Annotated in this window: 20 protein-coding genes and 1 tRNA gene; 6 read left to right on the top strand and 15 right to left on the bottom strand. The window is 63.2% G+C overall.

Annotated features, from left to right (window positions below; translation table 11 throughout):
- Positions 1-93 precede the first annotated feature (93 nt).
- Positions 94-1254 (bottom strand): acyl-CoA dehydrogenase family protein, encoded by a 1161-nt coding sequence (locus AC5RTB_RS16345; protein WP_494062097.1) that lies wholly within the window; start codon positions 1252-1254, stop codon positions 94-96.
- On the bottom strand, positions 1254-2555 hold the full coding sequence (locus AC5RTB_RS16340; RefSeq protein ID WP_494062096.1) for a M20/M25/M40 family metallo-hydrolase: 1302 nt from the start codon (positions 2553-2555) through the stop codon (positions 1254-1256). The genes AC5RTB_RS16345 and AC5RTB_RS16340 overlap by 1 nt, the downstream gene beginning before the upstream one ends.
- Positions 2556-2738: 183 nt before the next feature.
- Between AC5RTB_RS16340 and AC5RTB_RS16335 the strand changes: the two genes are divergently transcribed.
- Positions 2739-3341 (top strand): DUF6318 family protein, encoded by a 603-nt coding sequence (locus tag AC5RTB_RS16335; RefSeq protein ID WP_494062095.1) that lies wholly within the window; start codon positions 2739-2741, stop codon positions 3339-3341.
- Positions 3342-3607: 266 nt separating this feature from the next.
- On the opposite strand, the gene AC5RTB_RS16330 is transcribed toward AC5RTB_RS16335, so the two are convergent.
- On the bottom strand, positions 3608-4618 hold the full coding sequence (locus tag AC5RTB_RS16330) for a 1-aminocyclopropane-1-carboxylate deaminase (RefSeq protein ID WP_494062094.1): 1011 nt from the start codon (positions 4616-4618) through the stop codon (positions 3608-3610).
- 192 nt (positions 4619-4810) lie between these two features.
- Here AC5RTB_RS16330 and AC5RTB_RS16325 point away from each other — a divergent pair, with 192 nt between their 5' ends.
- On the top strand, positions 4811-5464 hold the full coding sequence (locus tag AC5RTB_RS16325) for a GntR family transcriptional regulator (RefSeq protein ID WP_494062093.1): 654 nt from the start codon (positions 4811-4813) through the stop codon (positions 5462-5464).
- Between the two features lie 428 nt (positions 5465-5892).
- Here the strand turns inward: AC5RTB_RS16325 and AC5RTB_RS16320 are convergent.
- The 6 genes from AC5RTB_RS16320 to AC5RTB_RS16295 all read right to left on the bottom strand — a co-directional run bounded on the left by AC5RTB_RS16320 (position 5893) and on the right by AC5RTB_RS16295 (position 12132).
- A tRNA-Leu gene (locus AC5RTB_RS16320) sits at positions 5893-5976 on the bottom strand.
- Positions 5977-6062: 86 nt separating this feature from the next.
- Positions 6063-7286, bottom strand: a complete 1224-nt coding sequence (locus AC5RTB_RS16315; RefSeq protein ID WP_494062092.1) for a kynureninase — start codon at positions 7284-7286, stop codon at positions 6063-6065.
- A 111-nt stretch (positions 7287-7397) separates the two neighbouring features.
- Positions 7398-8363: a trypsin-like serine peptidase gene (locus AC5RTB_RS16310; protein WP_494062091.1), complete on the bottom strand. Its 966-nt coding sequence runs from the start codon at positions 8361-8363 to the stop codon at positions 7398-7400.
- Positions 8364-8519: 156 nt separating this feature from the next.
- A complete protein-coding gene (locus AC5RTB_RS16305) occupies positions 8520-9449 on the bottom strand; it encodes a MaoC family dehydratase (RefSeq protein WP_494062090.1) in 930 nt (309 codons plus the stop codon).
- Entirely contained in the window at positions 9449-10789 is a 1341-nt protein-coding gene (locus tag AC5RTB_RS16300; protein ID WP_494062089.1) for a 3-oxoacyl-ACP reductase, read from the bottom strand. The genes AC5RTB_RS16305 and AC5RTB_RS16300 overlap by 1 nt, the downstream gene beginning before the upstream one ends.
- A 2-nt stretch (positions 10790-10791) precedes the next feature.
- Positions 10792-12132, bottom strand: coding sequence for an acetyl-CoA C-acetyltransferase (locus tag AC5RTB_RS16295; RefSeq protein WP_494062088.1), 1341 nt, complete (start codon positions 12130-12132; stop codon positions 10792-10794).
- A gap of 119 nt (positions 12133-12251) precedes the next feature.
- Between AC5RTB_RS16295 and AC5RTB_RS16290 the strand changes: the two genes are divergently transcribed.
- Positions 12252-12971 carry a TetR/AcrR family transcriptional regulator gene (locus AC5RTB_RS16290; RefSeq protein WP_494062087.1) on the top strand — a complete coding sequence of 240 codons (720 nt, stop codon included), beginning with the start codon at positions 12252-12254 and terminating at the stop codon, positions 12969-12971.
- Complete coding sequence (locus AC5RTB_RS16285) at positions 12968-15055, top strand: acyl-CoA dehydrogenase family protein (RefSeq protein ID WP_494062086.1); 2088 nt, start codon at positions 12968-12970, stop codon at positions 15053-15055. The genes AC5RTB_RS16290 and AC5RTB_RS16285 overlap by 4 nt, the downstream gene beginning before the upstream one ends.
- On the opposite strand, the gene glgA is transcribed toward AC5RTB_RS16285, so the two are convergent.
- On the bottom strand, positions 15052-16245 hold the full coding sequence (gene glgA, locus AC5RTB_RS16280) for a glycogen synthase (protein WP_494062085.1): 1194 nt from the start codon (positions 16243-16245) through the stop codon (positions 15052-15054). The two genes, AC5RTB_RS16285 and glgA, sit on opposite strands and share 4 nt — an antisense overlap.
- An 85-nt stretch (positions 16246-16330) precedes the next feature.
- Between glgA and glgC the strand changes: the two genes are divergently transcribed.
- A complete protein-coding gene (glgC, locus tag AC5RTB_RS16275; protein ID WP_494062084.1) occupies positions 16331-17572 on the top strand; it encodes a glucose-1-phosphate adenylyltransferase in 1242 nt (413 codons plus the stop codon).
- A gap of 49 nt (positions 17573-17621) precedes the next feature.
- On the opposite strand, the gene AC5RTB_RS16270 is transcribed toward glgC, so the two are convergent.
- The 3 genes from AC5RTB_RS16270 to AC5RTB_RS16260 are packed head-to-tail and all read right to left on the bottom strand — an operon-like array spanning position 17622 to position 20999.
- The gene (locus AC5RTB_RS16270) at positions 17622-18473 is read right to left on the bottom strand and encodes a transglutaminase family protein (protein WP_494062083.1); all 852 of its coding nucleotides are present in this window, start codon (positions 18471-18473) and stop codon (positions 17622-17624) included.
- The gene (locus AC5RTB_RS16265; RefSeq protein ID WP_494062082.1) at positions 18470-19396 is read right to left on the bottom strand and encodes an alpha-E domain-containing protein; all 927 of its coding nucleotides are present in this window, start codon (positions 19394-19396) and stop codon (positions 18470-18472) included. Before AC5RTB_RS16265 ends, AC5RTB_RS16270 begins: the two co-directional genes overlap by 4 nt.
- Positions 19389-20999 (bottom strand): circularly permuted type 2 ATP-grasp protein, encoded by a 1611-nt coding sequence (locus tag AC5RTB_RS16260; RefSeq protein ID WP_494062081.1) that lies wholly within the window; start codon positions 20997-20999, stop codon positions 19389-19391. The genes AC5RTB_RS16265 and AC5RTB_RS16260 overlap by 8 nt, the downstream gene beginning before the upstream one ends.
- A 118-nt stretch (positions 21000-21117) precedes the next feature.
- Between AC5RTB_RS16260 and pepN the strand changes: the two genes are divergently transcribed.
- On the top strand, positions 21118-23790 hold the full coding sequence (gene pepN / locus AC5RTB_RS16255; RefSeq protein ID WP_494062080.1) for an aminopeptidase N: 2673 nt from the start codon (positions 21118-21120) through the stop codon (positions 23788-23790).
- A gap of 3 nt (positions 23791-23793) precedes the next feature.
- Here the strand turns inward: pepN and lplAB are convergent, their stop codons facing one another.
- A complete protein-coding gene (lplAB, locus tag AC5RTB_RS16250) occupies positions 23794-24867 on the bottom strand; it encodes a lipoate-protein ligase LplAB (protein WP_494062079.1) in 1074 nt (357 codons plus the stop codon).
- A gap of 96 nt (positions 24868-24963) precedes the next feature.
- Positions 24964-25218: a type B 50S ribosomal protein L31 gene (locus AC5RTB_RS16245; protein WP_490891523.1), complete on the bottom strand. Its 255-nt coding sequence runs from the start codon at positions 25216-25218 to the stop codon at positions 24964-24966.
- Positions 25219-25256: the final 38 nt, after the last annotated feature.

Here is a 25256-nt window from a genome sequence, read left to right as displayed (position 1 = left end):
AGTTGGAGTGGGCCTTAGACAAGCCACATCCCACTCGGAGGTTCTCCCTAGTTCAACCAGGCTCGCCGCTACCAACGTCCTGGCCGGGTACAGCTAGTCCTGCTCTTCCGGTCCCAGCCAGGCGCTCGCGACCGTCCGGCGCGCTGACTCCAGGCTGGAGGGATGGAAGGAACCCGCTGCCACGTCCCGCGCGAGGCGGCTGATTTCGCTGTCATTAAAGTAGCCCCTGCCGCCGGACAACGACACCGCGGCGTCCACCAGCTCGCGGGCAACCCCGGTGGCGTGGATCTTGAGGGAAACCAGCTTCGAAAACCACCGGTCCCCATGGTCGACGCCGGCATCAAGATCTGCGGTAAGCATCCGGACATGAGCGTCGAGTGCCTCCCACCTCATTCCTGCGTCCGCTACCGTAGCCCGTACCCCGTGGCGGGATGCGACGGGAAGACCGTCCAATCCCGGGGCCCGCTGAAGCGGAGCCTGTACCGAAAGCGCTAGAGCGCGGTCCGCGACGCCCGCATAGACGGCGCTGATCAACGTCTCGAACGCAGCGAAGATTGCAAAGACGAGTGGGTCCGCGTTCGGTCCCACAGGCAAGTGCCGGAAGATTCGCTTCTCTGGGATCACGACTCCGTTCAGCCGTGTTGTGTGCGACTGCGTCGCCCGCATCCCGACGGTGTTCCAATCCTCGACAATCTCCACACCGGCTGAGCCCCTGGTAATGAAACCGTGGACGAGCTCCTCGCTCTCCCCGTCAGCACTCTTGCCAACCACGCCGAGTCGGGTCCACACCGGCGAGAGGCTGGTGAAGATTTTGGTGCCGGTGAAGGCGTAACCGCCATCCGCCCGTTGCTCGGCAACAGTTCTTGCATCGAACAACACCGCATCATTGCCGGGCTCGGACAGGCCGAACGCGAAAACCTCGCCTGCGGCGGCCTCGCTGAGAACAAATCTCAGCGATGGGTCGCCACCCTCCTCAAGGAGCCGTGCCACCCCTGTCCAGACCAGGTGCATGTTGACCGCGAGGGCTGTTGCCGGCGCCGCCGATGCCAGCCTTCGCTGGCACGCAACCACCTCCGTCATGCCCACGGCTGCCCCGCCGTCGTGCTCAGCGCAGAAAAGGCGCAGATAGCCGCGCGAGACGAGCTCGTCGAAATCATCCCGGCAGAACACGTTGCGGGCATCATAATCGGGAGCCCGTGCGCGGAAACGATCAAGGAGGTCTGCGGGAAGGATTTCTTCGGCGACGGATACCATCAGCTGTTCGTGAGCAACCTGTTGAGCACCCGCGCACCAAACCGGAGGGAGTCGGTGGGAACTCTCTCGTCCACCCCATGGAACATGCCCGTGAAGTCAAGATCATCAGGCAGCCGCAACGGAGCGAAACCGTAACCGGTGATTCCGAGCCGGCTCAGCGACTTATTATCGGTGCCGCCTGAGAGCGTATAGGGCAAGACTTTGGCGCCCGGGTCTTCAGCAAGCAGCGAATCCACCATACGGTCGACCAGGTTACCGGCGAACGGCACCTCGAGGGAAACATCCTTGTGCGCATAAGTGACGTCCACGGATTCTCCTGCAAGGGCCTTGATGGTCGCCAGTACCTCTTCCTCCTGCCCGGGGAGCGTGCGTACGTCAATGAGCGCTTCGGCGCTGCCGGGGATGACGTTGTGCTTGTAGCCGCCCTTCAGGACAGTCGGGTTGGAGGTGTTCTGCAGCGTGGCCCCCACGAAACGGGCAACCGTGCCCAGCTCCTTGAGGATCGTCTCCGGATTGTCGGCGTCGAACTCGACGCCGGTGAGTTCCGTGACGCCTTCCAGGAACTGGCGCGTGGTGGGCGTCAACTCAACGGGCCACTGGTGCTCGCCGATGCGCGCCACTGCCCGGGCGAGCTGTGTGACCGCATTGTCGGTGTTGATCTGGGATCCATGGCCGGCCCGGCCGTGGGCCACCAGACGAAGCCACGAGATACCCTTTTCCGCCGTCTGCAGCAGATACGTGCGCTGACCACCGATGGTTGCAGAGAAACCTCCGACCTCCGAGATGGCTTCCGTTGCGCCGTCGAACAGTTCGGGCTTGTTATTCACCAGCCATGAGGCCCCGTAGTTTCCGCCGGCTTCCTCGTCGGCGAAGAACGCAAAAATGAGGTCACGCTTCGGTCGGGTGCCCTCGCGCTGCATGGACCGAAGGACCGAGAGGATCATGGCGTCCATATCCTTCATGTCCACAGCGCCGCGGCCCCAGATCAGTCCGTCGCGCTCCTCCGCACTGAACGGATCGACGCTCCAATCCTCCTTCTGCGCGGGAACGACGTCCAGGTGCCCATGGACCACCAGAGCAGGAAGGCTCGGGTCGCTGCCTGTCATCCGGGCCAGAACCGACGCCCGCCCCGGAGCTGACTCGAACAGTTGGGCCTCCACGCCAACTTCCTCGATGAGCCCGGCCGTATATTCGGCCGCCTTGCGCTCCCCCGGTCCTTCGTTGTCTCCGAAGTTCGAGGTGTCGATTCGAATGAGGTCCCGGCAGATCCGGACGACTTCATCTTCGGGGGCGACGCCCATGGCAGACCTCCATTGGTAGTAGGTAGGTAGGACCAGCCTACCGATGCCGGGAGCGGGTAATGCCCGATTCCTATGATTTGCAACACGTTCGGCGCCTCTTCGACTGTTGTTGCCTCAGGCTACGGCTAGTGTGTTGGGCGTCGGCGCCAATCAGGCGCGAAATTTACCTTCCCTGGGGAGAACATGAAGACCATCAAGATTGCGGCCACAGCCGCCGTCGCCCTCGCTGTGCTCGCCGGCTGTGGTGAGTCCACCGACTCCGCCGCCACCCCGTCGAATGCGGCGCCAGCGCCTGCAAGTTCGACCGCACCCGCGCAGAATATTGCCGAGCCGGCAGTCAACGACCTCATGAGCTCGCCGACCGCAGACGGTGCGAAAGCATTCCTGCACCACGTCTTTGAGCTCAAGTCTTATGCCCAGCAGACCGGTGATATAGAACCGCTGCTTGCCACCTTAGACGGGGCAGACGCTGCAGTTGCTGATGCGGAAGCACTCAAGACCATTTACGACGACGGCGGTTGGGTCCTGGGCGGGCAGCCCAAGGTAAAGCAGATCCTCATTACGACTCCTGCGGACGAGGTCGCCGAAGGTGCGGAGGTTGAGGCTCTGATTCCCGTCAATCCTGATGCCTACACGGCATTCGATGAGGCCGGCGAAGTAGAGGAGACCCGTCCGTTTGATTCGGCCGGCTCCATCTACTCGGCCACCGTCGTCTACTCCGACGGCACCTGGAAGGCGACCTACCTTGAGGAAACGCCGGACGCCGAGCTGCCTTCCGCCGAGTAGGACCTCCAGGCGACTGCACCCGCTCACCGCTTCCGCGGAGAGCGGGTGTTCTTGTGTGGGGACAGTTCCCTCAGCGTGCCACTTTCGAGTCGAATCGGTCCCGCGGGATCACCGACGAGGGGTTGGAGGTATGAGGAGCCGGACAGGCCAGTTGCTGGAGGCAGAAGCAAACAGACCTGCCCGGCGAGAACTTCGCCAGGTCCTGACGGCTGCTCCCGGAGCAAGCATGCGTGGTCGGGCTTGCTAATTCCTTGGGGCGGTCACACCTAGGAGCGAAACAGCCCGCTGTACGCATTCAGCGCGAGTTGGCCGCCGAGGTGGGCGTAAAGGACATTGCTGCTCGCCGGGATGTCCCGGCTCTTCACCAGATCGATCAGTCCAGCCAGCGATTTGCCCTCGTATACCGGGTCAGTGATCATGGCTTCCATTGAAGCGCCAAGCCTGATGGCTTCAAGAGTGGATTCGACGGGAATCCCGTAGAGATCCCCGGCCCAACCCTCCATGACGTTGATCTCGTCGTCACGGAGTTCACGGCCCAACCCGATCAGCTCTGCAGTATTCCGCGCGATGCGTTCAACCTGCTCCCTTGTTTTCTGGAGGGTCGCAGAGGCGTCGATCCCAATTATCCGGCGCAGCCGGTCCTGGCCGGCGAAGCCTGCGATCATGCCTGCGTGAGTGGATCCGGTAACCGTGCAAACGATGATGGTGTCAAAGAAAACACCGAGTTCGCGTTCCTGCTGTTCCACCTCAAACGCCCAGTTTGCGAAGCCCAGTCCTCCGAGTTTATGGTCTGAGCCGCCCGCTGGAATGGCGTAAGGCGTTCCCCCGGCCGCTTTAACCTCCTCGATGGCGTTCTGCCAACTACTGCGTATTCCGATGTCGAATCCCGCGCTGTCCAGCCGTACATCGGCGCCCATAATCCTGGAGAGCAGGATGTTTCCCACGCGATCAGACAGCGGATCCGGCCATTCGACCCAGTTCTCCTGGACGAGCCGCGCCTTCATCCCCAGTTTCGCCGCCACAGCAGCGACCTGCCGCGTGTGGTTGGACTGGTATCCGCCGATGGACACCAACGTATCCGCTCCCTCCGCGATCGCATCCGGGATGAAGTACTCCAGCTTGCGAGTCTTGTTGCCGCCGAATGCGAGACCGCTGTTCACGTCTTCTCGTTTGGCCCAGATCTGGGCCCCGCCGAGGTGAGCGGTGAGTCGTGGTAGGTGATGAATCGGACTCGGCCCGAAGGTCAGGGGGTACCGCTCAAAGTCAGTGATGGCCATGGGAGATTCCTTCGTGAAGTTCGGCGTTATGTGCAGCGCGCTGGGCTACTCCCCAGCGCACCGTGGTGGATGTTGAGAACAAGTATTTCACAGGTGATATGCAATATATTGCGCGCATCGGGGACGAATGAAGAGCTTCTGCGGAAGGAATGCGCCAGGGCTCTTCGTTGTTCGGAAGATAAAATATTCTGCATGCCCACCCCAGCCGGCTCCGGCGTCCACAAAAGAACCCTCCTACGCGACAACGTTTTTGAAACCCTTCGAGATGCGATCGTGAACGGCACGTACGCCCCCGGGGAACGGCTCAGAGATGCGGAGCTGGAACAGTGGCTCGGTGTCAGCAGAACCCCGATCCGCGAAGCTTTGCTCCGGCTGGAGAGGGCGGGTCTGGTCATCGCTCTGCCAGGCCGGGCGACCATTGTGGCCCCCTACGATTCTGAATCGACGACGAGCGCCCAGCAGGTTGTCGCGGCCATGCACGAACTGGCGGCGCGACTCGCAGTTCCCTCAATTACCGGCCCGGAAATTTCGTTGATGCGCGCAGCTAACGAACGGTTCGAACGCGCGTTGATCGACCTCGATGTGGAGGCTGCCCTCAGTTCTGATGACGAGTTTCACTCCGTCTTCGTCGCGGGGAGCCGAAACCCGGTCATCCGGGAAGTCCTGGAACAGACGACACCCGTCATTCGTCGCATAGAGCGCATGCGATTTGGCACTTTTGCGGCACGTGGTTCCATTGCCCAACACGCTCAGATCATCGAGTTGGCGATCAAAGGCGACGCCGAGGAGGCAGCCCGCGCTTCGAGAGAGAACTGGCTATCTCTCCGTTTCACTGCCGAACACTGAGTCAGACGCTCTTAGGATGCTTCGGCACCTTCGTGTGGCGTCTCCCAGACGGTCACAGTCCTGTGGCCGGGATTGAGGTAGATGTGGTTTTGCGCAATGACCGTTTCGGTCCTGGTTGTTGAAACTGTCCAAGTGTTTGGACAGGTCTTGCACTTGATTGTTCCCATATTCGCCCCAAACTAATCCCGCTCCGATGCAGGACTTCAGCATCCTCCGCTATCGGACAGACCGTCAAGGGTTTTTCTCCATTCGCGAGAGATACTTGAGGAGTTCTTGAATATACCTTTCAGTAACCGCCCCCTTGCCGGCGGCGGGCAGGGTGACGGGACGCTGGGTGGCAGCCGATGCATGTCTGCATGCGCGCTGTCCGAACGGACTGAGCCTGGTTTCGGGCACAAAAAAACCCCGGATAGCCGGGGTTTTTATTGTGCGCGGAGGGGGACTTGAACCCCCACCCTCAATAAGAGGACTAGCACCTCAAGCTAGCGCGTCTGCCATTCCGCCACCCGCGCAGGTGGTGATTTCGAGCTTCAAAACTCTCGAAAGCAGCGAGAAAAACTCTAACACGATCATGGCCGAAGAGTTTAATCGAGGGCGTTCACCGCAGCTTTTCCGCTATCGCCCGGATGCCGACGAACGTCTCTTCGAACGACGTCGACAGCGGCGACAGTCCCAGGCGGAGCCCGTGGGGGTTACGGAAGTCCGGAATAACGCCACTCCCCCAGAGCTCGGGGAGTATCGTTTTGAATGACGGATGATCGATCGTTATGTGGCTGCCGCGTTGCTCCGGATCACGAGGCGAGGAAATCTTCACTTCATCGGCGCCCATCAGTTCCTCTACCGTGTCGACCGCGAAGGACGTGAGCTTCACTGACTTAGCCCGAATTGCCTCCATGCCGGCGTCTTCAAGGACGTCCAGCATGTCCTGCAGCGCAAGCATTCCGAGGATCGGCGGTGTGCCGGAAACCATCCGCCGGATCCCTTCGGCGGGCTGGTAACCAGACCCCATCCCGAATGGGTCTGAACTTCCCAGCCAGCCCTGGATGGGCTGTGTGAGGTCGGCCAGATGCCGTCGGGCAACGTAGGCCCACGCGGGCGCACCCGGGCCGCCGTTGAGGTACTTGTAGCTGCAGCCCACCGCAAAATCTGCCCCGCAGGCGTCCAATTCCACCGGAACTGATCCCACCGAGTGGCTGAGGTCCCAGACAATGAGGGCTCCGGCATCGTGAGCCAGCCGGGTGATTGCCTCCATGTCGGCAATGTGGGCGGAACGGTAAGCAACATGACTGAGGACGACGACGGCGGTGTTCGGACCGAGTGCCCCACGCACCTCCTGTGGGGTGGGCCCGCCGTCGTAAGCTGCGTCCACCCAGCGAACGCTGAGCCCGCGGTCGGACGCTATGCCCTCCACGATGAAACGGTCGGTGGGGAAGTTATCGCGTTCAATGACGATCTCGGTGCGGTCGGGCCGTGCCGAAAGGGCGGCACGGATGACTTTGTACAGCAGCACGCTCGTGGAATCAGCCACCACACACTGGCCCGCCCCAGCGCCAAGCGTGATACGGCCGATCCTGTCTCCCACCTTCTGCGGGAGCTCCAACCACTGCTCATCCCAGCCGCGGATGAGTCGGCCGCCCCACTCCTTACGAAGAAACCCGGTGAGGCGTTCGGTCGTCACCTTGAGAGGGCGCCCGAGCGAGTTGCCGTCGAGGTATGCCGCTATCGCGGCGTCGTCGTGGCCTTCAAAACGGGATCGGTACGAGGCGAGCGGATCTTCAGCGTCGAGGTCGCGGGCTAATGCGAGCCTGGAGTCGTCATTCATGAGATCAGTGTAGGTGGGGTGGGTCGCAGCCGGTCCCTTCGGCTACACGACGGAGCCGGCCTCCCCCGGATCGGGAAAAGCCGGCTCTCCGGGTGGTGCGGGCGTTGTGCGCTAGCGGTTCGACGCGTTGGTGTACGCGGTCTGGATGGAGTTCCCGAAGTATGGGCCGTACATGACGTTTTTCTGGATGTTGTAGCCGAAGCTGTTCACGGAGTTCTGGGTGCCGCCCGATCCGGACCCGACGAACCAGGGCCCGCCGGAGGAACCGCCGGTCATGTCACAGGGAATGCCCTGGGACTCGGTGCCGCCGATAGTGTCCAGCGAGGCGGTGCCGTAGCAGTTCTTCAGGGTTTCTCCGTTGAAGGGAGCGGCGGCCGGGTAGCCGTAGGCGGTATAGGTGAGTCCGCGGGCGAGGTTGAAGCCGATGTTGGAGGCTCCCACGGTGGCAGCCAGCGTGCGGCCGTTCAAAGGCGCCACAACGGCGAAGGCGCCGTCATAGCTGATGTCGTTGCGGGAGATCCATTCGGTGGTGGAGTGCAGGGAGGTTGCAGACCACATGCCATACGGGGACGAACCGTTGTTGTATCCGGGGACGAACACGAACTTGCTCGCCCATCCTGCGTTGAGGTCATAGGTGCAGTGGCCGGCGGTGGCAACAGTGCTCTGGTTGGCGCTCTGCACCGAGTTGGCCGAGCAGACGTAGTTCTGACCGCCGAGGGTAAAGAAAACCTTCCCGATGTGCGACACAGGCGCAGGACTGCCTGCGCGCTTAGCCGGTGCAGCTTTCGGTTGGGGTGCTGCCAGTGCCTCGGCGCCGGTCTTGGGCATGATCGACCGGCCTTGTTCCCCCCATCCATGGGAATTGATGGTGTTGCCCGGTTTTGCGTTCTTCATCCGTTCCGGTGTCCAGTACGCCTCGAGCGCCTGCTGTGAGTCACTCTGCGCGTGCGAGATGGTTGCAGCCGACGCCGTCATTGGCGCATGCGGCGCAGCCTGCGCGGTCCCGCCGGTCAGTAGTGCCGAAGCCATCAGCGTCGATGCTGCGAGAACGGCTGCCTTCAAACCTCGTTCGTTCACGAAATTCCTCATTTCGATCAGTGGTGAGCAGTCAGCGGTAGCTGACATCTGGAGTCTGCTCTGTTCGACGCAACCTTCACAGGCGAAAAGACCATCTGGGTGGAAACTGATGGTAAATCAGCCGCTGCCTCTGGACTTCGAGGAGTGGTCATGCAACTATTCTGCGCCCGCGTCGCCATCCAGGCTCTCCAGGCGTCCGGAGAAATGCGTACGACGACGGCGCGGATCCCACGCGGTCACGTGCGCACCGTGCCACTTGGCGCTGGAAGTCCTGGCCACGTCTGCAGAGATGAACACTCGTGACGGCAAGGTGACAGGTGCACGGAACTCCACGCTCCACCGGAACGGTAATGCCTCTCCGGGACCTGCTTCCGCTGCCATCCGGGAGGCGAGGTACATTCCGTGGGCAATCGGCCGTTTCATTCCCAGTGCCCTCGCTGACAGGGTGCTCAGGTGGATCGGGTTATAGTCCCCGGACACCGCCGCGTATCGCCGTCCGGCCTCCTTGGCCAACGACCATTTGCCCGTTGGATAGTCTGGCGGTTCTTCCGTTCCCTGCCCTCGCTCGGCAGCGGCGGCCACGGAGTCCGAGCCAACGACGGCCGAATGAATACCTTTTGCGAGGTAGGTCGACCGGCCCTTCCACACGTGCTGGGAAGCGCTCTCAACGTCGACCACCACGTCCACCTGAGTACCGCTGCGATGCGGCAGCAGGTTCTCCACCCACGCGGTGACACTCAGGCGTTCATCGAGCGCGATCGGACGGAGGTGATGGATCTCGTTGCGGAGGTGGATCATGCCGAGCAACGGAAGCTGGAAATCCGGGCGCGCAAGGACGCTGACGGCCACCGGAAACGTGAGGGTGTGGATGTATCCCGAAGGCAGAAACTGACCCTGCGGCCGGCCCATCAACCTTTGGAATTCAAGAACCTTCTCCGGTGATGCCCTGAGGTTATCAAGCCGATGCCTGGCGCCCGGCAGGCCGAGAACGTCATCTCCTCTGTGCAGACGGGCACGCGCGGAACGGGCCAGCGCCGCCGCATAGAGAGCGGTGAGGCGCGGCGGGGTCTGAAGTACACGGTCCATCACGCACCCACAAAGTTCTGTCCGCAGACCCGCAGCACCTGGCCATTGATTCCGGCGGCACCTGGAGAGGCGAGGAAGGAAACTGCTTCAGCCACGTCCAACGGAAGGCCGCCCTGCTGCAGGCTGCTGAGGCGACGCGCGACTTCGCGGGTGCCAACGGGAATTCTAGCCGTCATGTCAGTCTCGATGAACCCGGGGGCCACAGCGTTGATGCTGCGTGCCGTGCCTTCCATCGCGTCTGCCGTAGCGCGGACCATGCCGATGACCCCCGCCTTGGATGCGGCATAGTTTGTCTGACCGCGGTTGCCTGCAATCCCACTTGTAGATGCGAGACACACAATGCTGCCGTCCGTGCTGAAATTGGTCGACCCCAGCAGTTGCTCGTTGATCCTCAGTTGTGACTCAAGGTTGACAGCCAGGACCGAGTTCCAGCGCGCCGGATCCATGTTCGCCAGCAGGCGGTCCCTCGTAATGCCTGCGTTGTGGACCATGATGTCCAGAGCTCCGTAACGGATGGCAGCGTGGTCGAGGATCCGCTCCGCGGCATCAGGTGCCGTGACATCGATCTGCAGGGCCGTGCCGCCGACGCCGTTGGCCACGTGTGTGAGCTGCTCCCCCGCCGCCGGTACATCCACGGCGATGATCTGCGCGCCGTCGCGCCTGAGTACCTTGACGATCTCCGCCCCGATCCCACGGGCGGCTCCAGTGACCACCGCGGTGCGACCGGCTAGCGGCGCCTCAGTGAGCTGACCCTCTCCCCTGTCGTCCGAGCTCACAAGGAGGAACTGCCCGTCCACATAGGCGCTCTTGCCGGAAAGCAGGAATCTAAGGGCTGCACTCACACCGGGCGCGGTCGCCTCGACTGCGGCGCCGAGGAGGATACCGTTAGCCGTCGCACCTCCCCGCAGTTCCCTGCCCAGGCTGCGCAGTGCGCCATCGACTGCGTGCCGGGCGGCGGCAGTTTCCGGCTGGCCAGTGGTTTCCGCGGGTCGGGAGATGGTTATCACTCGCCCACCGGGAAGGAGCTGACGAAGTACCGCGCCGAGCTCAAGGAAGATACTCGACAGCTCGGCGGGGTGCGCGAGGTCATCGAGCACCACGACAGCGGCGCCCAGTTTCTCTTTCGGCCGCATATGCCGGCGTACATCAAGGTTCCACCCAAGCAGGGTCGATGCGATGGCCTGCGTGGCAGAAGAACCGCCCAGTACCAGAACGGGTCCCGGAACAAGCGGTGCCCCAGGAACGTATCGGCGCAACGGGACGGGACGCGGTAGGCCGGCCGCCTTCGCGACCCTGCTGAAAGGCTGGGCATTGACGAGTTTGAGGTAAGTGTCCGCCACGATCAGCGTGCTTCCAGAATCGCCACGACGCCCTGACCACCCGCGGCGCAGATGGAGACAACCCCTCGCCCGGAACCCTTCTCAGCGAGCGATTTGGCGAGCGACGCCACGATGCGCGCGCCGGTTGCCGCAAACGGATGCCCGGCGGCCAGTGATGAGCCATTGATATTGAGCTTGCTGCGATCGACCTTTCCAAGGGCGCCCGGCAACCCGAGTTGTGTGCGGCAGAAGTCGTCGTCCTCCCAGGCGGCGAGGTTAGTAAGAACGGTGCTGGCGAAGGCCTCGTGGATCTCGAAGAAATCGAAGTCCTCGAAGGTCATGTTGTTTCGCTGCAGCAGTCGCGGCATGGCGTAGGCCCCTGCCATGAGGAGTCCTTCCTTGCCATTCACAAAGTCCACAGCCGCTGCTTCAGCGTCCACGACATTGGCCAGCATGGGAAGGTTGTGCTCCCGGGCGTACTCCTCGGAGCCCAGAAGCACCACCGCGGCGCCGTCCGTCAACGGGGTTGAATTACCGGCGGTCATTGTCGCTTCGGCCGTTAGGTTTCGCCCGAACACGGGCTTGAGCGACCCCAACTTCTCAAGCGAAGTATCCGCCCGCAGATTGCCGTCGCGGGACACCCCTCGAAAAGGCGTGACAAGGTCATCGAAGAATCCACGGTCATAGGCAGCCGCCATATTGGTGTGGCTGGCCAGCGCCAGTTCGTCCTGTGCATGGCGGCTGATGTTCCAACGCGCAGTGGTGATTGCCTGATGCTCCCCCATGGAAAGTCCGGTCCGCGGTTCCGACGTTGTGGGTGCGTTCGGCTTGAGGTCTGCCGGTCGGAGCCTGCTGACTGCGGCGAGCTTTTGACGTGTGCTCTTTGCACGTGAAAGGTCGAGCAACACCCGCCGCAACCCTTCACTGACCACCACGGGAGCGTCCGAAGCCGAATCGACCCCACCGGCGATCGCCGATTCGATCTGGCCAAGCTTGATCTTGTTCGACAGTCCGACGACGGTCTCAAGACCCGTCGCGCAGGCCTGCTGCACATCGTAGGCAGGCGTATCGGCGGCGAGCGCGGAGCCCAGCACCGCTTCCCGGGTGAGGTTGAAGTCCCGGGAATGCTTCAGCACGGCGCCCGCCGCAACCTCTCCGATCCGTTCGCCCTGTAAACCGAATCGCGCTACAAGGCCGTCCAGCGCGGCCGTCAGCATGTCCTGGTTGGAGGCGTAGGCGTACGACCCCCCGGCACGGGCAAACGGGATCCGGTTTCCTCCGATGACAACGGCGGCCCTTGGCTGCCCCGTGCTGCCACCGTTGCGCTCCGGCGTGGGGTTCTGTTGAGGGGGAAGAGTGTTCACTGTTGCTCCTTGGCTGGCGCGTGTGCGTGATCGGAGGGCGTAACCCTGAAGCCCGCTAACTGCGGGGGCATGTTGCTTCTCAGTTATCGATACCCAGCGTACCTGATACGCTGGGTATCGTGAATCAGCTCATAGCACCCGTGGGGCGTTCCGCTATTGACGGGCGCTCCAGCAGGTGGTCAAAACATCGCGAAGCCAGGCGGATTGCGCTGATAAAGACCGCCCGCAAGGCAGTACACCGAATCGGTCCAGGCGCGTCCATGGAGGACATCGCGTCCGCAGCGGATACGTCCAAGTCGGTCTTCTACCGGTACTTCGGAGACAAGGCCGGACTGCAACGCGCCATGGGTGAAGTTGTCGTTGGACGGATGCAGGAACAGCTGATCGAGGCCGCAAGAAGTGCCGGCACCCCCAGGGAAGGCCTGCGGGCGATGGTTTCGGCGTATCTCCAAATGGCCGAGTCCTCGCCGAACGTCTACGTTTTCGTCACCCAGCCGGCCCCGGAGGCCGGGTCCGCGTTGGAGGGCTCGCCTACGCTCAGCTCCTTCTTCGACGCGATCTCCGCGATGCTTGCCAGCCCCATGGAGAGCTACCTTGCTAAGGAGCCGGCAGTGACCGTGCCGCAGCCGCTCGCTCTCTGGCCCCGTGCAGCCATCGGCATGGTCCGCGCCGCCGGGGAGCAATGGCTTTCGATGCCTCCCGGGCCCGACCGACCCAGCGAACCCGACCTCTCGGACTCCATCACCACCTGGCTTTTCGATGGGATCGCAGCAGCCGTGCCGCAGGTCTCCCCCGCCGATACTTCCCTCCGCAACCCACGTTCGAAGGACGACTCATGACCCAAACCACAACGCGTCCCGAATTCTCGGTACCCGCAACGCTTCCGATCCATGACGACGATGCCGCCGTTGTGAACGTCGCAGCCCTAGGCGAACAATTGCTCGGGCGATGGGCGGACACCCGCCGAACTGCGCGTGCGCTGGTGGCGGACCCAGCCCTCCACAAAGTGGAAGGTGCATCCTGTACGGAGCATCGTGAGCGGTGCCTGAAGCAGCTCCATCTTCTGGTTCAGAGCAAAGCAGTCCACCGCGCCTTCCCCTCATTGCTAGGTGGGTCCGATGACCACGGCGGCAATATTGCCGGATTCGAGGAACTGGTCGTAGCGGACCCGTCACTCCAGATCAAGGCAGGTGTGCAGTGGGGCCTGTTCGGAGCCGCTGTCTTGCACCTTGGCACAGAGGAGCACCACAAACAGTGGATACCCGGGATCATGAACATGGATATCCCCGGCTGCTTCGCGATGACCGAGACCGGGCACGGATCAGACGTTTCCAGTATCGCCACCACCGCTACGTTTCAGCCGGAGAGCAACGAGTTCATCCTTCACACGCCTTTCCGCGCCGCGTGGAAGGACTACATCGGCAACGCCGCGAACGACGGTAAGGCAGCGGTGGTGTTTGCCCAGCTCATCACACGCGGTGTGAACCACGGTGTCCATGCCTTGTACGTGCCCCTGCGTGATGACGACGGGAACTTCCTGGAAGGAATCGGCGGCGAGGACGACGGGCTCAAGGGTGGACTCAACGGTATCGATAATGGGCGGTTGCATTTCACGAAGGTTCGAGTCCCCCGCACGAACCTGCTCAATCGGTACGGAAACGTCAGCGAAGACGGGACGTACACCTCGCCGATTGAATCACCGGGTCGGCGTTTTTTCACGATGCTCGGAACACTCGTACAGGGTCGGGTTTCCCTCGACGGCGCTGCCGTCGCGGCCAGCAAACTGGCGCTGAAGACGGCCATCCAGTATTCCGTCGAGCGCCGCCAGTTCACCACTGCCTCGGAGCTGTCCGAGGAAGTTCTCCTCGATTATCAGCTCCATCAGCGCCGCCTCCTCCCCCTCCTGGCGACCACTTACGCCGCGTCTTTCGCGCACGAGGAGCTGCTCGAGAAACTGGACGGGGTGTTCTCCGGTGAGCATGACACGGATGAGGACCGCCAGGACCTCGAGACCCTCGCAGCCGCGCTGAAGCCGCTGTCCACCTGGCACGCGCTCGACACGCTGCAGGAATGCCGGGAAGCCAGCGGAGGCGCCGGCTTCCTCACCGAGAACCGGTACACCTCCCTGCGCGCCGATCTCGACGTGTATACAACGTTCGAGGGCGATAACAATGTCCTGCTCCAGCTGGTTGCCAAGCGATTGCTTGCCGACTATGCCAAAGAGTTCCAGGGCGTCGATTTCGGTGTATTGGCGCGGTTCGTAGCAACCCAGGCTGCGGACCGCACCCTGCATCGAACAGGCCTGCGCCGGGTGCTGCAGACGGTCGTCGACACCGGTTCAGAGCGGAAGTCGGCAATCGCGCTGCGTGATGAGGAGACCCAGCACGAGCTTCTCTGCGGACGCGTTGACGCCATGGTCGGTGAACTTGCGGGGGCCTTGCGGGGCGCGCGCCGGCTCCCGCCGGCTCAGGCCGCAGCAGTATTCAACCAGCACCAACACGAGCTGATCCAGGCGGCCCGTGCCCACGCTGAAATGCTGCAGTGGGAGGCTTTCACGACGGCGCTTGCCAGAACCGAGGACGCCGGCACACGGCAAGTGTTGACCTGGCTCCGCGACCTGTTCGGACTCTGCCTCATTGAGGACAATCTGGGCTGGTATCTAATGAACGGCCGGCTCTCGGCCCAGCGCGCCCGGACGCTTGGCCCGTACATCAACCGGCTACTCCTGAAGCTGCGGCCCCACGCCGTCAATCTGGTGGACGCGTTCGGATACGGTCCGGAACACCTCCGCGCCGCCATTGCGACCGGCGCCGAACAGGAGCGGCAGGAAGAGTCCCGCAACTACGCCCGGATACGGCGCGCCGGCCCCGATGCGCCACTGGACGAGAAGATCCTCATCGCGCGGCAGGCCGAAGCGGGTTAAAGGACCGAACGGTAGACATTCAGTGTGGACTCCGCGATGGAGTCCCACGAGAAGTGTTCTTCCGCCCGGGTGCGTCCGCGCTTGCCCATAGCGCGGGCGCGCTCCGGGTCTGCAACCAGCACGTTGAGCGCGTCGGCGAAATCATTCACGAAGCCTTCAGGGTCCAGCGGGGTGCCCGTGCCGTCCTGGACCTGTTCGAGGGGCACAAGAGTGCCGGTGACGCCGTCCTCGACCACTTCCGGGATTCCACCCGTTGCACTTGCCACAACGGCAGCGCCACACGCCATGGCCTCCAGGTTAACGATGCCGAGCGGCTCATAGATTGACGGGCAGGCGAAGACAGTGGCGTGGCTGAGAACCTGGATGAGCTCATCCCGCGGAAGCATACGTTCGATCAGGATCACCGAACCGCGCTTCGCCTGCAGATCATCGATCAGGCGCGAAGTCTCTGCTGCGAGTTCCGGCGTATCTGCGGCGCCCAGACACAGCACCAGCTGGACATCCGCGGAAAGCTTCGCAGCGGCACGCAACAGGTACGGCACGCCCTTCTGGCGGGTGTTCCTGCCCACGAAAACCACGCTCGGCCGGTCAGGATCGATGCCCAGCGCACGGATGGCCTCATCGTTGCGATCAGGCGTCCACGCTTCGGTGTCAATGCCGTTATGGACCACCTGGACGCGTGCCGGGTCAACGTCCGGGTAGCAGCGCAGGATGTCTTGGCGCATACCGTCCGAGACTGCGATAACTGCGCCAGCTGCCTCGTATGCTGTCTTCTCAACCCAGGACGAAAGGGCATAGCCGCCGCCGAGCTGCTCGGCCTTCCACGGACGCAACGGCTCCAGACTGTGAGCGCTCAGGACGTGGGGTATTCCGTGCAGGAGCGAGGCAAGGTGACCGGCCATATTGGCGTACCAGGTGTGAGAGTGCACAAGGTCCGAGCCGGTGATGCCCTGCAGGATGGACAGGTCGGTTCCCAAGGTCTGGACCGCGGCGTTCGATTCGATGAGTCCGTCGGGCACGCCGTAGGTGCTCACCCGCGCGCCATGGTAATCGGCGGGACGCGGCGCGCCGAAGCAGTGCACGTCAAGCTCGACTCGCCCGGCAAGCACGCGGGCCAGTTCCGCGACGTGAACACCTGCGCCGCCGTAGATTTCGGGCGGGAACTCTTTCGTCACAATGTCTATTCGCACGTTTCCAACGTAGTGCAGGCCGGGCTAGTCCTCTAGTGTGAGTCGCAAGAGGTCATACTCAAGGACGAGCGGAAGGGGTTTAACCGTGGCAGTCAAAAAAGTGCTCGCGGTGGTACTGGCAGGCGGCGAAGGAAAGCGGCTCATGCCGCTTACGGCGGACCGGGCTAAGCCCGCGGTCCCGTTCGCAGGAAGCTACCGCCTGATCGATTTCGCCCTGTCCAATGTGGTCAACTCCGGTTACCTGCAGATTGTGGTGCTCACGCAGTACAAGTCGCACAGCCTGGACCGGCACATTTCCGAGACCTGGCGGATGTCCACCCAGCTGCAGCAGTACATCGCCTCTGTGCCCGCCCAGCAGCGGCGGGGCAAGAGCTGGTTCCTGGGCAGTGCCAACGCCATCTACCAGTCCCTGAACCTGATCCACGATGCCCGCCCGGACATCGTAGTCGTCATCGGCGCCGACCACGTCTACCGCATGGATTTCGAGCAGATGGTCCAGGCTCACATCAAGAGCGGAGCCTCGGTGAGCGTCGCGGCGGTGCGCCAGCCGCTGCACCTCGCCGACCAGTTCGGCGTCATCGAGGTTGATGCCAAGGACCCGGGCCGAATCTCGGCCTTCGTTGAAAAGCCCTCCTCCACGCCGGGCCTTCCCGATGATCCGGACAGTTTCCTGGCCTCCATGGGCAACTATGTCTTCAACACCGATGCGCTCATCGACGCGCTGGAGATCGACGCCGCCCGGTTGAATACCAAGCACGACATGGGCGGTGACATTATTCCGCACTTCGTGGACCGTGGCGATGCTGCCGTGTACGACTTCACCACCAATGACATTCCCGGCTCGACAGAGCGGGACAGCCAGTACTGGCGCGACGTCGGCACGCTTGACTCCTACTACGATGCCACCATGGACCTCATCACTCCGCTGCCGCTGTTCAATCTCTACAACCTTGAGTGGCCCATCTATACCCGCCAGAGCATCTCCCCGCCCGCCAAGTTCGTGCGGAGCGCCACGGGCGTCTCGGGCGTTGCACACGATTCGATCGTGTCCAACGGCGTGGTCATCTCGGGCGGCTCCGTGCAGGGGTCAGTCCTGGCCACGGATGTGTTCGTCGATGAAGAGGCGGACGTGACCGGTTCAGTGCTGCTGGACCACGTGACGATCGGTGCAGGAGCAGTGGTCCACAAGGCGATCATCGACAAAAATGTCCATGTTCCGCCGGGCGCGAAGATCGGTATCGACCGGGAGCTCGACCTCAGCCGCGGCTTTACGGTAACCGATTCAGGTCTGACGATCCTCAGCAAGGGCCAGATGGTGGAGGGGTAACCGGAGGCCCGGCACCCCTCCGCTGCCGGGCCTCCGGCACTCTTGCCGGTCAGGCGACGCGGGTGATCTCAACCGTCACGTTGAGTGTCGACCCGCCGCCGCCGGAGAGGATTCCCTTCAGCGGCGAGACATCGCGGTAGTCACGGCCGCGGGCAACTGACACGTGGAAGTCGCTCACGGGGCCGCTGTTGGTCGGGTCCCAGCCGCGCCATTCGCCATCCCACCACTCGACCCAGGCGTGTGACTGGCCGGCTACCGCTTCCCCGACGGCCGCCGTCCTGCGCGGGTGGAGATACCCCGAGATGTAACGGGCCGGAATCCCGAGACTCCGCAGCGCTCCGATCGCAACGTGCGCAAGGTCCTGGCAGACGCCCTGGCGTTCGGCCCACGCTTCACGCGCGTTGGACTGCACGCCGGTCACTCCCTGCACGTACTGCATCTCGCCCTTGAGCCAGTCGAAGACTGAATGCGCGGCGGCGTGGGGATCCTGTCCCGCGACGACATCCTTCACCAGGGCGCGAATCTCAGCGTCCGGCTCCGTCAGGTGGGTGTCGGGAAGCCAATCGGCGAAATCATTCACGACGGCGTCAGAGTGCAACTGCTCCCAGGTCATCACTTCTTCAGGAGAAGGAATGCGCTCGGTACGGCTCACCTCAACCAGTGTCCTGGCGGACACCTCCAGCCGATCATGTGGAACGTGCACGTCGAACGAGGTGACACGCGTCCCCCAGTAGTCGCGGTAAGTGGCCATGGAGGCGCCGGACGGATTGAGGGCAATGGTGGACTCGAGGACCACCTGCTGCGAATCAGTCAGCGGCGTCATGCGCGCTTCGTTGTAGGACAGCGACACACGGCGCAGGTAGTCGTAACCGGTCCGGTGTTCAATCAGCAAGCGGGTCATGAGACCTCCCCAACCCAGGACAGCTCCGCTTCCTGCGAGAAATATGTTCGTGACACGGCATCGGAGGCACGTGCACACGCTTTCTGGACTCTTTCCATGTGCTCGGGCAACTCCAGCATCAGGTCATCTGTCTGATGGAATTCGAGGAAGGTGCGTGCCTGGCCCACGATACGGCTGGCGTCATTGATGAAGCCGACGCGCTGGTAGGCGGGATTCAGGTTCGTCAGGCATTTCTCCGCGTCGCTCAGGGCATAAACGATCGACCGCGGAAACAGCCGGTCCAGGAGCAGGAACTGCGCTGCGTGCTGCTCGCCGAAGGAGGCGCGCCGGGTGCGGAGGAAGGACTCGTATGCGCCGGCACAGCGCAGCATGTTCACCCAGGACAAACCGGATTCATGAACGTCCCGGGTCGAGAGCATCCGGGCGGTCATGTCTGCCCGCTCGAGGCTCCTTCCCAGGACGAGGAACTGCCAGCTCTCGTCATGGCTCATGGTGGTGTCCGACAGACCTCGAACCATGGCCGTGCGCTCAATGACCCAGTGACAGAAGCGGTAGGTGCCCACGACGTCCTTCCGGTGCTGGGTCAGCCCGTACCAGGTGGTATTCAGGCCCTCCCATACGCTGCCCGATACCGTCTCCCTGGCTCGCCGCGCATTTTCGCGTGCAGCGCCGAGGGCACCGGCAATCGAGGTGGCGCTGCTCCGGTCGAAGGCCAGAGCTTCGAGTAGCTCGGGCAGGCCGAAGTCGTCGGACTCGGGGCGGCTTCCCATGACTCCGAGCAACTGGCGTGAGACATCCCGCTGGACGGGACGCGGCATCTGGTTCAACCGCTCAAGGTGGACGTCGAGGATCCGGGCGGTGCCGTCAGCGCGCTCGACGTACCGACCAATCCAGAACAGGGACTCCGCGATTCGGCTAAGCATCGGCCCGCACCTCTCCCTCGCCATTGTGCTGATGTTGCTGTGCTTGCTGTTGCTGTTGCTGTTGCTCCGGCTGTCGGTCCCGCCAGCCGGTCTCAACGGGCCAGACACTGACCCGCTCCTGCAGGGGCGCCGCCTCCGAAGCAACCGGGGCGCTGTCCGACTGGCCGTCGACCACCCAGGTGTCCTTCGACCCGCCGCCCTGGCTCGAGTTCACGATGAGGGAGCCCTCCTTCATCGCCACCCGCGTCAGCCCGCCGGGCAGGACCCACACGTTCTCGCCGTCGTTCACTGCGAAGGGACGCAGGTCGACGTGGCGAGGACTGAACTGCCCACCGGACATGGTGGGCACCGTGGAAAGCTGCAGCACAGGCTGCGCGATCCAGCCTCGCGGGTCTGCAAGGATACGGCCGCGGAGGGCTTCGAGCTCATCTGCCGACGCATCGGGACCGATCACGAGGCCTTTGCCGCCGGATCCGTCCACCGGTTTCACGACCAGTTCGTCGAGCCGGTCAAGCACCTCCTCGCGGGCCTCCGGCTCCTCCAGACGGAACGTGTCAACGTTGGCGATGATCGGCTCCTCGCTGAGGTAATAGCGGATCAGGTCCGGCACATAGGTGTAGACCAGCTTGTCATCGGCGACGCCGTTGCCCACCGCGTTCGCGATGGTCACCATGCCGGCGCGCGCCGCATTGACTAGCCCAGGACAGCCAAGGACGGAATCGGCCCGGAACTGCAGGGGGTCGAGGAATTCGTCGTCGATGCGCTTGTAGATGACGTCGACACGCTGTTCACCGGCGGTCGTGCGCATGTATACCCGGTTGCCTCGGCAAATGAGGTCGCGCCCCTCGACCAGTTCGACTCCCATGAGGCCGGCCAGCAGGGTGTGCTCGAAATATGCCGAGTTGAAGACGCCCGGCGTAAGCACGACGACGGTGGGATCCTCCACCCCCGGCGGTGCCGTTTTCCGCAGCGCAGCGAGCAGCCGGCGCGGGTACTCCTCGACAGGCCGGATGTGCTGCTGGCCGAACGCTTCGGGCAGGCCCTTGGCCATAGCGCGCCGGTTCTCCAGCACGTAGCTCACCCCACTGGGGACCCGAACATTGTCCTCGAGGACGCGAAAGGTGCCTTCGTCGTCCCGCACCACGTCGATGCCTGAAATGTGCACGCGCACCCCGCCCGCGGGGTCGAAACCGGCCGCCTCCCGGTGGAAATGCGCCGACGAGGTGATCAGCCGACGGGGAATGACGCCGTCGCTCACCACGGTCATCTTGTCGTAGATGTCGTTGAGGAACGCTTCGAGCGCGCGGACACGCTGGGCGACGCCGCGCTCAAGCTCCTCCCAGTCCGAACCGGCGATGACCCGCGGCACGATATCAAGCGGAAAAGGCCGCTCTTCCCCCGCGAAATCGAACGTCACGCCTCGATCAAGGAAGGTCCGCGCCATCGAATCCGCCCGCGCGGTCACGTCAGCAAGGTTGAGCTCCCCGAGGGCGGCCGCCACGGGCCGATACTCCGTGCGCGGCTGGTCTGCGCCGTCGAACATTTCGTCATATGCGACAGAACGGCGGGCGGCGGTTGCGTAGTCTGCAAAGAGCTCGGACATGGCTCCACATTGCCATGCATCGGGCGCGAATACCTACCGGCACGGCACACAGCCGTGTCATGAACAGGCAGCCTCACGCCGTCGGCCCATGCTGCGCGGGTCGTGGTTGAATGAACCGGTGCACAACGAGAATCTGCGTCGCGATGAGGCGGCAGGCCGGTCAGCAATCATCAGCATCCACAGCTACGACGTCACGCTGGACCTGCGCACCGCCGAGGACACCGACAGCACCGGATTCGTTTCGCGAACAGTCCTGACCTTCGCATGCTCATCACCCGGTGCTGACACGTTCCTCGACTTCATCCACTCCGGTGTGGACGCGGTCACCCTCAATGGCATCTCCCTGGATCCGGCGGTAGCAGTCGACTCTGCCCGCATCGTCCTGCCCGACCTGGCGGCCCACAACACGGTGGTCGTCGAGGGAACGGCGCTCTACAGCCGCAGCGGTGAGGGGATGCACCGCTTCCAGGACCCGGTCGATGGTGCAACCTACCTTTACACCCAGTACGAACCGGCCGACGCGCGCCGCGTCTTCGCATGCTTCGAACAGCCCGACCTCAAGGCGCCCTTCACTTTCCATGTTCGCGCTCCAGCGTCATGGACTGTGGCATCGAACGGAGCCGAAAGCACCCGCGACCAGCACGACGACGGCTCGGCCACCTGGCATTTCCAGCCGACCGAGCGCATCTCCACCTACATCACAACCGTGCTGGCCGGCCCGTACGTCTCCGTGACGGACGAATGGACCGGAATCGTCGGCGACGGCCAGGTGCTGACCATTCCGTTGTCCCTCTTCTGCCGTCGGTCGCTGAGCGACCACCTCGACGCGGCGCGCATCTTCGACACCACCCGGCGCGGACTGACCTACTTCCACGACCTGTTCCGCTATCCCTACCCATTCGGCAAGTACGATCAGGCGTTTGTCCCGGAGTACAACCTCGGCGCCATGGAGAACCCCGGCCTGGTGACGTTCACCGAGTCCTACGTGTTCACGTCGAGGGCCACCCACGCCCAGTACGAGGCGCGAGACAACACGATCATGCACGAGATGGCCCATATGTGGTTCGGCGACCTCGTGACCATGACCTGGTGGGACGACCTGTGGCTGAAGGAATCCTTCGCAGATTTCATGGGCGCGCTCGCCGTAGCCGAGGCACTCGGTTCGGCCACGTCCTGGGTCACCTTCGCCACGCGCAGGAAGGGATGGGCGTATCTCCAGGACCAGCTGCCGTCCACCCATCCCATCGTCGCGGACATCGTCGACCTGGAAGCGGCAAAGCTCAACTTCGACGGCATCACCTATGCCAAGGGCGCGTCGGTACTGAAGCAGCTTGTCGCCTACGCCGGGTTCGACGCATTTGCCTCTGCGGCACAGTCCTATTTCCGGGATCACGCCTTCTCGAATACCACGCTCAAAGACCTTCTGACAGCACTCAGTGCCGCCTCCGGCCGGGATATGTCCGACTGGGCGCGGCGGTGGCTGCAAACCTCGGGGGTGCCGCAGCTCGCGGCTGAGGTGGAAACCGACGACGAAGGCGCGTACACCTCGGTGGCGATCCTCCAGGAGGCGCGCGACCCTGTCACTTTGGAAGCCGCCCCGCGCCCGCACAGAGTCCGCATCGGGCTCTACTCCCTCGACCCGAACGGCCGCCTGCTCCGTACCGACTCCCACAGCGTCCTGCTGGACGGGGACCGCACCACTATCGCCACACTCGCGGGGCTCCTGCAACCCGACCTGCTGCTCATCAACGACGACGACCTCACCTACGCGAAGCTCGTGTTCGATGAGCGTTCCCTGGCGACGCTCCTGTCATCGGCCGATCGGCTTGAGGAACCGCTTGCTCGGGCAGTATGCCTGGGCGCGCTCTGGTCATCGGCCCGGGACGCACTGCTGAGCGCTGCGGACTACGTGGAGGCGGTCGAGCGGACCGCCCCCGGCGAAGAGGGCATCGCCACTCTTCAGCAGCTGCTTCAAAACGCGCGGCAGGCAATCGAACGGTTTGCTCCCGCGACAGTGCGACCGGCTCTGCGCGAAAGGTTCGCAGCCTTCCTGCTGCTCGGTTTGAGGACCGCCGAACCAGGTTCCGACCATCAGCTGGTGTGGGCGAGAGCGCTCGCTGCCATCACCCGGAAAACCGCAACCCACGCGCCCCTGCTGCGCGCACTGTTGGAAGGGACGGAGTCAGTTGACGGCCTGGTGATTGACGACGAACTGGGATGGCAGTTCTGGCAGGCTCTCTCCGCCCAGAACCTGGCAACGGTTGATGAGCTTCAAGCTGCGCTGCAGCGCGACCACACCGCGTCGGGACGCACCGGCTTCACAACTGCCTGCACCGCGTTCCCTGACGCTGCGGTCAAGGCCAAGGCCTGGAAAGAGGCGGTGTTCGGGAATCGCCTGTCCAATGAACTCCTCAGCGCCACCATCGCCGGCTTCAAGGAGGGGCCGGCACCGCTGCACGAACCGTACGTGGATGCCTACTTCCGGGAGATTGACCGCGTCTGGCGCGAGCTGCCGATTGAGATGTCGACCCGGATTGTGCGCGGACTGTATCCGGGCGACCAGGACCTCAAGGAAGGCGTTGTGCCGGAGGCCCACCCGGTCCTGGTCCTGACCGACTCCTGGCTCAACGACCATACTGATGCTCCGCAGTCGCTGCGGCGGATCGTGCTTGAGGAGCGCGACCATCTGGTGCGGGCACTGCGCGCCCAGGCAGCTGCCCAGTCCACCATCCAGTCCCCCGCTATCACCGAAACCGCAGGAACAGCCGTTCAACCGGCCACCGCCGGCTGACGCTCAGGGAACCCTAAAGAGCCACTCGTCGGTCCCGAATTTCTCTTTCACCAGCGACTCCGCCGCTGTGAGCTCTGCGGGATGCAGTGTCCCGTCCACTGCCCCGTAACGTTCGCGGAAGGTATCGCTGAGCACACGGATGATTTCTTCCCGGGCAAGACCGGTTTGCCGACGGAGTGGGTCCACCCGCTTCTTGGCGCTCTTGATTCCCTTGTCCGAAAGTTTTTCGCGCCCGATCCGCAGTACCTCAAGCATCTTCTCCGCGTCTATGTCATACGACATCGTCACGTGGTGGAGCATCCCGCCGTTGCTCAGCCGTTTCTGTGCCGCCCCGCCGATCTTGCCGAGGTCCGTCGCGATGTCATTCAGAGGCTGGTACCACGCGGAGATGCCGATCCTTTTCAGCCCTTCCATTACCCAATCGTCGAGGAACGGGTAGGAGTCAGCGAAGCTCATTCCGTCCACCAGCGACTGCGGAAGGTAGAGCGAGTAGGTGATGGCGTTCCCGTGCTCCATGAACATGGCTCCCCCGCCGCTGATGCGGCGCACCACGCTCACGCCGTGGCGACTCACGGCGTCGGCGTCGACCTCATTGCGCACCGACTGGAAACTGCCGATCACCACCGACGGGCTTTCCCACTCCCAGAAGCGCAGGGTCGGATTCCTCCGGCCTGCACCCACCTCGCGGGTCAGCACTTCATCCATGGCAACATGCATTGCCGTCGGGAGCGGGGTGGGACCAATGATTTCCCACTGATGGTCCGTCCACACCGAGGCCTTTCCGACGGCACGCCGTACGGCGGTGGCTACTGCTTCAGGAGAGAAGCCGAACAGTTGCGCATCCGGGCGCAACCTCTGCCTGATCGCTGCTGCAAGGTCACCATGCTGCGTCCCCGCGGACAGGCCCTCAAGGGCGGCGTTGATGTCATCGAGGGCCTCGTCCGGCTCCAGGAAGAAATCTCCGTTCACCGATACGCCGCTGAGCCTGTCTTCGACGACGTCGGCGTCGACCACGACCAGCTTGCCGCCCGGGACTTTGTATTCCCCGTGGTGCTCCCGCATTGCCGCCTGCTCCATGATCCTCCTGCTGCCCGCTCCCGCTTACGTCCGATTAAACTACTGGGCCCGAACCGGATATTCCGGTTCGGGCCCAGTAGTAAACCACAGGACGAACTACTTCTTGCCGAAGCCCTTGAAGCGCTGGTTGAAGCGCTCGACGCGGCCGGCGGAGTCCATAATGCGCTGCTTGCCGGTGTAGAACGGGTGCGACTCCGAAGAAATTTCCACCTCTACCAGCGGGTAGGTGTTGCCGTCCTCCCATTCGACCGTCTTGTCGGAGGTGACGGTTGAGCGGGTCAGGAAAGACTTCTCAGAAGCGAGGTCGCGGAAAACGACCGATGCGTACTTGGGGTGGATTTCAGACTTCATAGTGGTACCTTCTGTAGTTGCCTGGATTTTGCCAGACA

It is taken from the genome of Arthrobacter sp. M71 S08, from assembly GCF_059089725.1.
Note: the sequence above shows the minus strand (reverse complement) of the source record. Positions and strands in the feature narration are given on the sequence as shown.

What these genes read in the sequence shown, in the direction of transcription:
- AC5RTB_RS16345 (WP_494062097.1), bottom strand. Translation starts at nt 1,254, where the DNA reads ATGGTATCCGTCGCCGAAGAAATCCTTCCCGCAGACCTCCTTGATCGT.
- AC5RTB_RS16325 (WP_494062093.1), top strand. Translation starts at nt 4,811, where the DNA reads ATGCCCACCCCAGCCGGCTCCGGCGTCCACAAAAGAACCCTCCTACGC.
- AC5RTB_RS16245 (WP_490891523.1), bottom strand. Translation starts at nt 25,218, where the DNA reads ATGAAGTCTGAAATCCACCCCAAGTACGCATCGGTCGTTTTCCGCGAC.
- AC5RTB_RS16265 (WP_494062082.1), bottom strand. Translation starts at nt 19,396, where the DNA reads ATGCTTAGCCGAATCGCGGAGTCCCTGTTCTGGATTGGTCGGTACGTC.
- AC5RTB_RS16335 (WP_494062095.1), top strand. Translation starts at nt 2,739, where the DNA reads ATGAAGACCATCAAGATTGCGGCCACAGCCGCCGTCGCCCTCGCTGTG.
- AC5RTB_RS16340 (WP_494062096.1), bottom strand. Translation starts at nt 2,555, where the DNA reads ATGGGCGTCGCCCCCGAAGATGAAGTCGTCCGGATCTGCCGGGACCTC.
- AC5RTB_RS16260 (WP_494062081.1), bottom strand. Translation starts at nt 20,999, where the DNA reads ATGTCCGAGCTCTTTGCAGACTACGCAACCGCCGCCCGCCGTTCTGTC.
- AC5RTB_RS16305 (WP_494062090.1), bottom strand. Translation starts at nt 9,449, where the DNA reads ATGGACCGTGTACTTCAGACCCCGCCGCGCCTCACCGCTCTCTATGCG.
- AC5RTB_RS16285 (WP_494062086.1), top strand. Translation starts at nt 12,968, where the DNA reads ATGACCCAAACCACAACGCGTCCCGAATTCTCGGTACCCGCAACGCTT.
- lplAB (WP_494062079.1), bottom strand. Translation starts at nt 24,867, where the DNA reads ATGGAGCAGGCGGCAATGCGGGAGCACCACGGGGAATACAAAGTCCCG.
- AC5RTB_RS16270 (WP_494062083.1), bottom strand. Translation starts at nt 18,473, where the DNA reads ATGACCCGCTTGCTGATTGAACACCGGACCGGTTACGACTACCTGCGC.
- AC5RTB_RS16330 (WP_494062094.1), bottom strand. Translation starts at nt 4,618, where the DNA reads ATGGCCATCACTGACTTTGAGCGGTACCCCCTGACCTTCGGGCCGAGT.
- AC5RTB_RS16315 (WP_494062092.1), bottom strand. Translation starts at nt 7,286, where the DNA reads ATGAATGACGACTCCAGGCTCGCATTAGCCCGCGACCTCGACGCTGAA.